This window comes from Chamaesiphon sp. GL140_3_metabinner_50 (assembly GCF_025361915.1).
Lineage (GTDB): Bacteria > Cyanobacteriota > Cyanobacteriia > Cyanobacteriales > Chamaesiphonaceae > Chamaesiphon.
The window spans coordinates 1-7,262 of record NZ_JANYJC010000287.1 but is presented as its reverse complement, the minus strand read 5'-3'; the positions used below and the strand labels follow the sequence as shown (position 1 = coordinate 7,262).

Sequence of the window (7,262 nt, the reverse complement as noted above, 5' to 3'; positions counted from 1 at the left end):
TACTGAGAACATCTTAACCTATAGTAATTGGGGCGCATGTCTTCACCCCGAAGATCGCCAAGCTGCTGAGGCAAAAATCGGGCAAGTTTTATTCTGTGAGACAGAATTTGAGCTGGAATACCGCGTCATTCATCCCGACGGTAATATCAAGTTTATTAAAGTCTATGGTTTGGTGCAACGGGACGATCGAGATCGTCCGTATCGCGCAGTAGGCATCCATCTCGATATCAGCGCAGCTAAACTAGATGAAGCGATGCGGCTGCAAACCGAACGCACAATCGCCCAACAAGCCGAACGCGAATTTGTGTTGCGAGAAATGACGCAGCGAATTCGGAGATCGCTAGATCTCCCGACCATTTTTGAGACAGCCGTGCAGGAAGTTCGCCAATTTTTGGCAACAGATCGCGTCGGGATCTTCAAATTCGATAACGATTTTAACTTCGATCGGGGTGAATTTGTTGCCGAAGCTGTCGCCGACAGGTTTGAATCGATTCTGGGCGCAAAAATTCACGATCCGGGCTTTGGCAACAAATTAGCCTGGTTCTATCAACAAGATAAAATTAATGCTGTCGAAGATATCCACGCTGCGGGGTTACTAGATTGTGAAGTTCGGGTATTAGCTCAATTTCAAGTCCGGGCAAACTTAGTCGTACCATTATTTAACGGCCCTAACTTATGGGGGCTGGTATGCATCCATCATTGCGCCACACCACGCACTTGGCAAGAAAACGAGATTAATTTTATCAAACACATCGCCGAACAAATCGGCATCGCCATTCAACAAGCCACCCTGTATGAAAAAGTTCAATTAGAACTAGAAATTCGCTGGCGCGCGGAAGAATCGATCGCACTCCAACTCAGGCAGCAACGGACATTAGGCAGCATCGCCCAACAAATTCGCAATTCATTAAACATCGACGATATCCTCGCCACCGCCACCGCCCAAGTTAAAGACTTAATGATGGTCGATCGGGCGATCGTCTGTCAAATTAGCCCGATCGATCTCAAGCTGCGGGCGGTTGCCGAAGTTGTAGCACCAACACATACCCCGCTTGTCGATCTGCATCTGGAGCGAGAACCATTAAGTAACCAAGAAATTGAATTTTATCTGTTGGGGCAACCCCGAATCGTGCCAGATGTAGCACAGGATATTTGGTCGCTGCGATGGCCAGAATGGGCGCGGGTGGCTGGAGCCAAGTCTAAAATTGTCGCCCCGATTTTGCTGCGATCGAACGATAGTGACACTCAGTACTGGCTCGATCCTAGCGATCGCGTTCAATTATGGGGCACCATTAGCGTCCATACCTGTAGTACCCAGCGAGACTGGCAAGATGCCGAAGCCCAATTACTCCAGCAAATTGCCGATCAACTGGCGATCGCCATCCAGCAGGCAAATCTGTTCGAGCAGCTCCAACGAGAACTCACTGAAAAACAGCAAGCCGAAACCCAATTACTCCAGAGCAACCAACAACTCGCCATCTCCAACCAAGAACTCGCCCGCGCCACCCGGCTCAAAGATGAGTTTTTAGCCAACATGAGCCACGAACTTCGCACCCCGCTCAATGCCGTGCTGGGCATGTCAGAAGGCTTACACGACGAGATTTTTGGCTCCATCACCGATCGCCAGCGCAGTGCGATCGCCACCATCTCTAAAAGCGGCAAACAGCTTCTATCCCTAATCGAAAATATCCTCGATTTATCCACGATGGCAGCCGATAACTTCCAGCTCGAAACTACCAATGTATCCGTTACCAATCTTTGCCACAACAGCCTGCTGCTCGTCAAAGAAATCGCCCTCAAAAAACAACTTAAACTGCGGCTAGAACTGCCCGATTACCTCAAACATACCAACATTCAGGTAGACGATCGCCGCTTTCGGCAAGTCCTCCACGATTTACTCAGTAATGCCGTCAAATTTACCCCACAAGGCGGTCGAATTACCCTAGATGTGCGTTTAGTCCAAATTACCACCCCACTGCCAGACGATCGATTTAAGGGCAATCCCGCAGTTATCCCCCTAGTCGATCGGGCATTCCCCCCCCAACAACCCGCCACCGCCGCAGTCCCCTGGCAAATTGCCTTCTCGGTTGTCGATACGGGCATTGGCATTAAACCCGAACATCTGAGTCAACTGTTCCAACCCTTCGTCCAGATCGATAGCAGTCTCAATCGTCAATATGCTGGGACGGGATTGGGCTTGGCACTAGTCAAACGGATTGCCGAAATGCACGCGGGTACCGTTAGCGTTCAAAGTCAGGTCGATCTTGGCAGTTGCTTTACCGTCTCGATGCCCTTTTGCCCAACTGACGAACCGTTGGCGTTGGCGAAGCCTCTCGTTCGCGGAGCGTCTCGGAGAGAAGAGAAGCCTCTCGACGCGAGAATCGTGCCGCCTGGATTATTGACCCAAGCTCCACCCCCAGTTAGCGATGCCCTCCCCTCTAACGCCATCAAACAACACCCCGTAATTCTGATTGCCGAAGATAATCCAGCGAATATGGAAACCATGACAGGCTATCTAGAAAGTCGCGGTTATCGACCGATCGAGGCGGAAAATGGAGTACGAGCGATCGATCTTGCCCGATCGCGCCAACCCGATCTGATTTTGATGGATATTCAGATGCCCGACCTCAATGGCTTTGAGGCGATCGCCCGCCTCCGCCAAATGCCTGAGTGTGCCAAGATTCCAATTATTGCCCTGACAGCTCTAGCCTCACCTCCCGATCGCCAGAAATGCCTCGATGCTGGTGCCGATCGCTATCTCACTAAACCTGTCAAGCTCAGTCAACTCGTCGCGACGATCGACACACTAGTAAACGGCAAGTAAGCCACTCTGACAAATTTTACTTCGATCGACTCGATAATACATAATGTGTTTGTGACGATCGCTACATTAATCCGCCATCCGAGCGTTTAATCATCATCAATAAAGATCGAGTCGATCTGTTTTTCGCTCAATTTTGGATCGAAACTATTCTTTGTGACAATTGCTACATTAATTTTTAGATCCCATGTTTCACGCATTATCTAAATATTACAATTAAGCGATTTCTATTGTAGTTATATACATCTACATGTATCCCCGACCGAACGAGGCTATACATTTTATACAGACATATCTCGATTAACTATTTAGGCTAAAACTTGTATAACTCGCTTCTATAAGCAAGTTCAGATTTACCGATCGAGCCTTGAATCGAACTTTCTCAACTACAAAGTTCCGTATGCTGTTGTGCTAAAAGCAACAAATGTATCGAATTATATATTCTTATGCTAAGGTTATTAAAAGTATTTTTACAAATAAATATAAAAATACACATCAAATAATTGGGTATTTATCATGGACAATGCTGAAAACATCTCTACGGTAGAAAAGCAAATCGGTTCATCCAAAAATATCTACAGTAGTGAGATATTGCCCTTAGAAAAGCACCAATCGATCGAGAAAAGTGGGCAAATAGGATTTGATGTAGAACGATTGCTACCCAAGCAAACTTATATTGAGTGTGGGGTAGAAAAATTAACCGCACTCGTTAATGCCGTCGGATTGGGCGGACAAGTCGATCGAATTACCGAGATTTTTCAGAACCTAACGACCTCATGGGGCGATCGTCGAGTAGGAGAGACATCAACCTGGAAATCCGATGTTTCCGACGATTGCGCGCCCTTTGAATTTTCGCTAGCATTAGCACCCGATCGCGCCGAACTCCGCGTCTTAATTGAAGCCCAGGGCACAGCACCCGATCTGTACACCAATTGGCAAGCCGGACTCGAACTCAACAAGTACATCGCCCAGCATTTTAACGTCAGCCTCGATCGGTTCGAGCAGATTGCCGATCTCTACACCCCCGCCAATCCAGAAGCTAAATTCTCGATGTGGCACGCAATCTGCTTCTATCCCGACAAAGAGCCATCTTTTAAACTTTATCTCAATCCTCAAGCCCAGCAACCGAGCCGAGCGGCGGCAATTGTCGAAGAATCTTTAGTCCGACTCGGTTTTACCCACGCTTGGCCGACATTAGCCGAGACCGCAGCGCAACGCGGCCCCGACAAAGATGAATTTGTCTACTTCTCGCTCGATCTCGCTGCCGATACCCAAGCGCGAGTCAAAGTTTATATCCGCCACCAAGATGCAACCCCCGCCGCGCTCGAATCTGCCCTGAGTGCCGCTCGTAACTATGTACCTGGCGACGCGATCGAATTTTGCAAAGCAATGGCACCAGGTCAAACCTCATTTACTGCCAAGTCAGCAATTTCAGCCTTCTCTTGGGTGGTCGGAGATGATGCTATTCCTTCTAGTAGCACGCTACACTTACCAATTTCTAACTATGCGACAGACGATCGGGCAGTATGCGATCGCCTCGATCTATATTTTATCGAACGTGGGTTACCCGTCTCTACATATAACTCAGCAATCACAGCGTTGACTAACCGTAAATTAGAAGCAGGAATAGGGATGCATTCCTATACTTCATTACGCAGGGACAAACAGCAAAGACGAGTAACGCTGTACCTCAATCCAGAAGTAAATGCAGTTCGACCTCCACGGAAAATGAGTACGGTACAACCAGCACAATCATCGCGTTCGCTGGCAGAAATGGTTCATTATTATGAAGAATATACGGTAGCTCATCACCCCTTCTTGCAACGACTACAACGAGAGGAAGTCAATCCGGCACATATTTGGCTGTTATTTATGAATGTTCGCGAGGGTGTTGTTACGCACTTTACCCGCCTACTTGCCAATGTTGTCGGTCGAGTCGATGATGAAAGAATTCGCTGTATTCTGACCAAACAGCTAAATGAAGAATTAGGGAATGGTAATATCAATGCCGTCCACCGCAAACTGTTCGATCGATTGATTTCTGGCATCGATGCTTGGCGAATGGCATCTTTCACTGAGGAAATGTTAATTCCCGGTCGTGAGTATAGCCAAAACTTAGAGGCAATTTATGTCGATCTCGATTGTTATGAAGGAGTCGGTGCGGCAATTTTAATGGAGATTCATGGCAAGCAGTTCGATCTATGCTTAGGACAAGAATTTCGGAAGACAAATATAGAGCTTTCTAAAATTGCTTGGCTGACTATGCATGAAGAAATTGAGATCGATCATGCCGATGAAGCTTTAATTCTGGCTCGTTTTCTTGCTGACTCAGCACCAGGTACATTAGCTGCCAAACAAGGAGCAGAAAAGACTCGGATCGCGTCGTGGAAATTTCTCGATCGATTGTACCGACTCTGCTTTTGTTAAGCCGGATTTCCAATAGCCTCTCAGAGGATGAATGGATGCGTCGGATAGTTTGCTACTTAGATCCTAGAGAATCCCCCCAACCCCCCTTTTTAAGGGGGGCTTAAAGTCCCCTGATTGGTGCGCTGCCTTGACCCAAACATCCTCCTACAAGAATAATTGCAATGCAAGCCCCAGATTTTACGCATCTACGCCAAAATTTTCCGCTGCTAAACCAACGGAATTATCTGGGGACTCATTCTCTAGGGCCATTACCGCAGGCAGCATTTTCAGATCTCGAAGCGTACGCTCAGAGCTTATCTATGGGTAGACGCGCTTTACCGCTCTGGCTAGAGCGATACGAGGAAATGTTTCATTTAATTGAAACATTACTCAACGCGCCAACTGGTTCGATCGCGCTTGCGCCCAGTGCTACTGCGGTTCAGGCGACAATTGCGGCAACAATTCAACCGACAGCCAATCGCGATCGCATCGTCATTAGCTCTTTAGATTTTCCATCTTGCCGATATCTGTGGACATCTCAAGCCTTGCGCGGATTTGAGATTGTCGAAGTCGCCGCCGCCGATGGAATGCAGATTGACGCAGCCGATATAGTGGCTAAAATCGACGATCGGGTAGCAATTGTGGCAGTTTCGCTCGTATCCTATCTCAATAGTGCCCGCCTAGATATCCAACCAATTATCGCAGCGGCTCATGCGGCGGGCGCGATCGTGGTATTAGATGCCTATCAAGCCATCGGCACCATCCCGATCGATGTTACCGCGCTCGATGCCGATATCGTCGTTGGCGGCACGCATAAATGGCTTTGTGGTGGGATGGGATTGGCATTTGCCTACGTCCGACCATCGTTAGCAGAGCGACTCGAACCAGTCTATCCCGGCTGGTTTGCCCATCTTCAGCCGACAGCATTTGCCGAGACTTTCGTACCCGCGACAGGCGCGAGACGCTTTCAACAGGGTACACCATCGATCGAGCCAATTTATACCTCACGAGCGGGGCTGAAGTTTGCATTAGATGTGGGTGTAGAGCAAATTCATCAGCGCAATACAGAATTAACAACTTATTTGATAAATTGTGCCGATCGCAATGGTATACCAGTCCACACACCCCGATCTCACGAGCAGCGTGGTGGATCGATCTGTTTGGGTGTCGATCGTGCAGAAATTTTGGTACAGGAGCTGGCAGGATTAGGTATCGATGTAGATACGCGTTCTAACTTGGGAATCCGAGTTTCCCCCCATCCATGTAATACAGAGAAAGATTGTCAGCAACTGATTGAGAGTGTTGTCAAACTTGCCCACCGTAGACAGTCGGTTAAAGTTGGCTAGACTTCGTTTTGAGATCTAAATCCCCCCTAACCCCCCTTGGAAATGGGGGAACCGGATCCGGAAGTCAAGGGGGATTATGCCAGACAAGACCGGGAGATTTTCACCAATTTCGCTTCTAACTAGAGATGTTTATACACGGTAGCTTAAAAAGGGGGAACTGGCTCCGGAAGTCCCCCTTGGAAAGGGGGATTTAGGGGGATTTCACCAATTTTGCGTCTAACTAGAGATGTGTAGACACGGTGGCTTTCCAATGGGGACTTTGAATTAGAGTGAATCGGTAATTTGTTTGCATACGCGATCGAAATCATTCATCACGTCCTGATTGCTAAATCTGATAACTTTAATCCCGTAACCTGCCAGAACCGCGCTCCTCTCTGAGTCATAAATCATTCCTTCCTCCGTATAATGTTGTTGCCCATCAAGCTCAATTGCTAATTTTACAGACGCACAATAAAAGTCCACAATAAACCTGTCGATTGGTTTTTGGCGTAGTATTCTCACTGGCAAATTGTGTAGATACTCTTCCCACAGTTTTCTCTCGGCGGGAGTAGGGTTTTTCCGCATTTGTCGAGCGAGTTCGATAAGATTGTGGTTATACGGCAAGTGAAACGTCGGCATCTTTTCCCTCTTCTTTGAGCAGTGAAATTGGACTCCCCTAGACTTCGTTTCGAGATCCAAATCCCCCAACC

The 7,262-nt window shown here is 47.9% G+C and carries 4 protein-coding genes; 3 read left to right on the top strand and 1 reads right to left on the bottom strand.

Annotation, left to right across the window (positions count from 1 at the left end):
- From Q0R35_RS13955 to Q0R35_RS13945, 3 genes are all read left to right on the top strand, one after another.
- Positions 1–2,824 (top strand): GAF domain-containing protein (locus Q0R35_RS13955; RefSeq protein WP_295619333.1); only part of this gene is annotated, 2,824 nt, incomplete at its 5' end.
- A gap of 513 nt (positions 2,825–3,337) precedes the next feature.
- Complete coding sequence (locus Q0R35_RS13950) at positions 3,338–5,248, top strand: tryptophan dimethylallyltransferase family protein (protein ID WP_295619330.1); 1,911 nt, start codon at positions 3,338–3,340, stop codon at positions 5,246–5,248.
- Positions 5,249–5,409: 161 nt separating this feature from the next.
- The gene (locus tag Q0R35_RS13945; protein ID WP_295619328.1) at positions 5,410–6,573 is read left to right on the top strand and encodes an aminotransferase class V-fold PLP-dependent enzyme; all 1,164 of its coding nucleotides are present in this window, start codon (positions 5,410–5,412) and stop codon (positions 6,571–6,573) included.
- A 264-nt stretch (positions 6,574–6,837) separates the two neighbouring features.
- Here Q0R35_RS13945 and Q0R35_RS13940 read toward each other — a convergent pair whose 3' ends face one another.
- Positions 6,838–7,191, bottom strand: coding sequence for an endonuclease domain-containing protein (locus Q0R35_RS13940; RefSeq protein WP_295619324.1), 354 nt, complete (start codon positions 7,189–7,191; stop codon positions 6,838–6,840).
- Between the last annotated feature and the right edge of the window lie 71 nt (positions 7,192–7,262).

What these genes read in the sequence shown, in the direction of transcription:
- Q0R35_RS13950 (WP_295619330.1), top strand. Translation starts at nt 3,338, where the DNA reads ATGGACAATGCTGAAAACATCTCTACGGTAGAAAAGCAAATCGGTTCA.
- Q0R35_RS13945 (WP_295619328.1), top strand. Translation starts at nt 5,410, where the DNA reads ATGCAAGCCCCAGATTTTACGCATCTACGCCAAAATTTTCCGCTGCTA.
- Q0R35_RS13940 (WP_295619324.1), bottom strand. Translation starts at nt 7,191, where the DNA reads ATGCCGACGTTTCACTTGCCGTATAACCACAATCTTATCGAACTCGCT.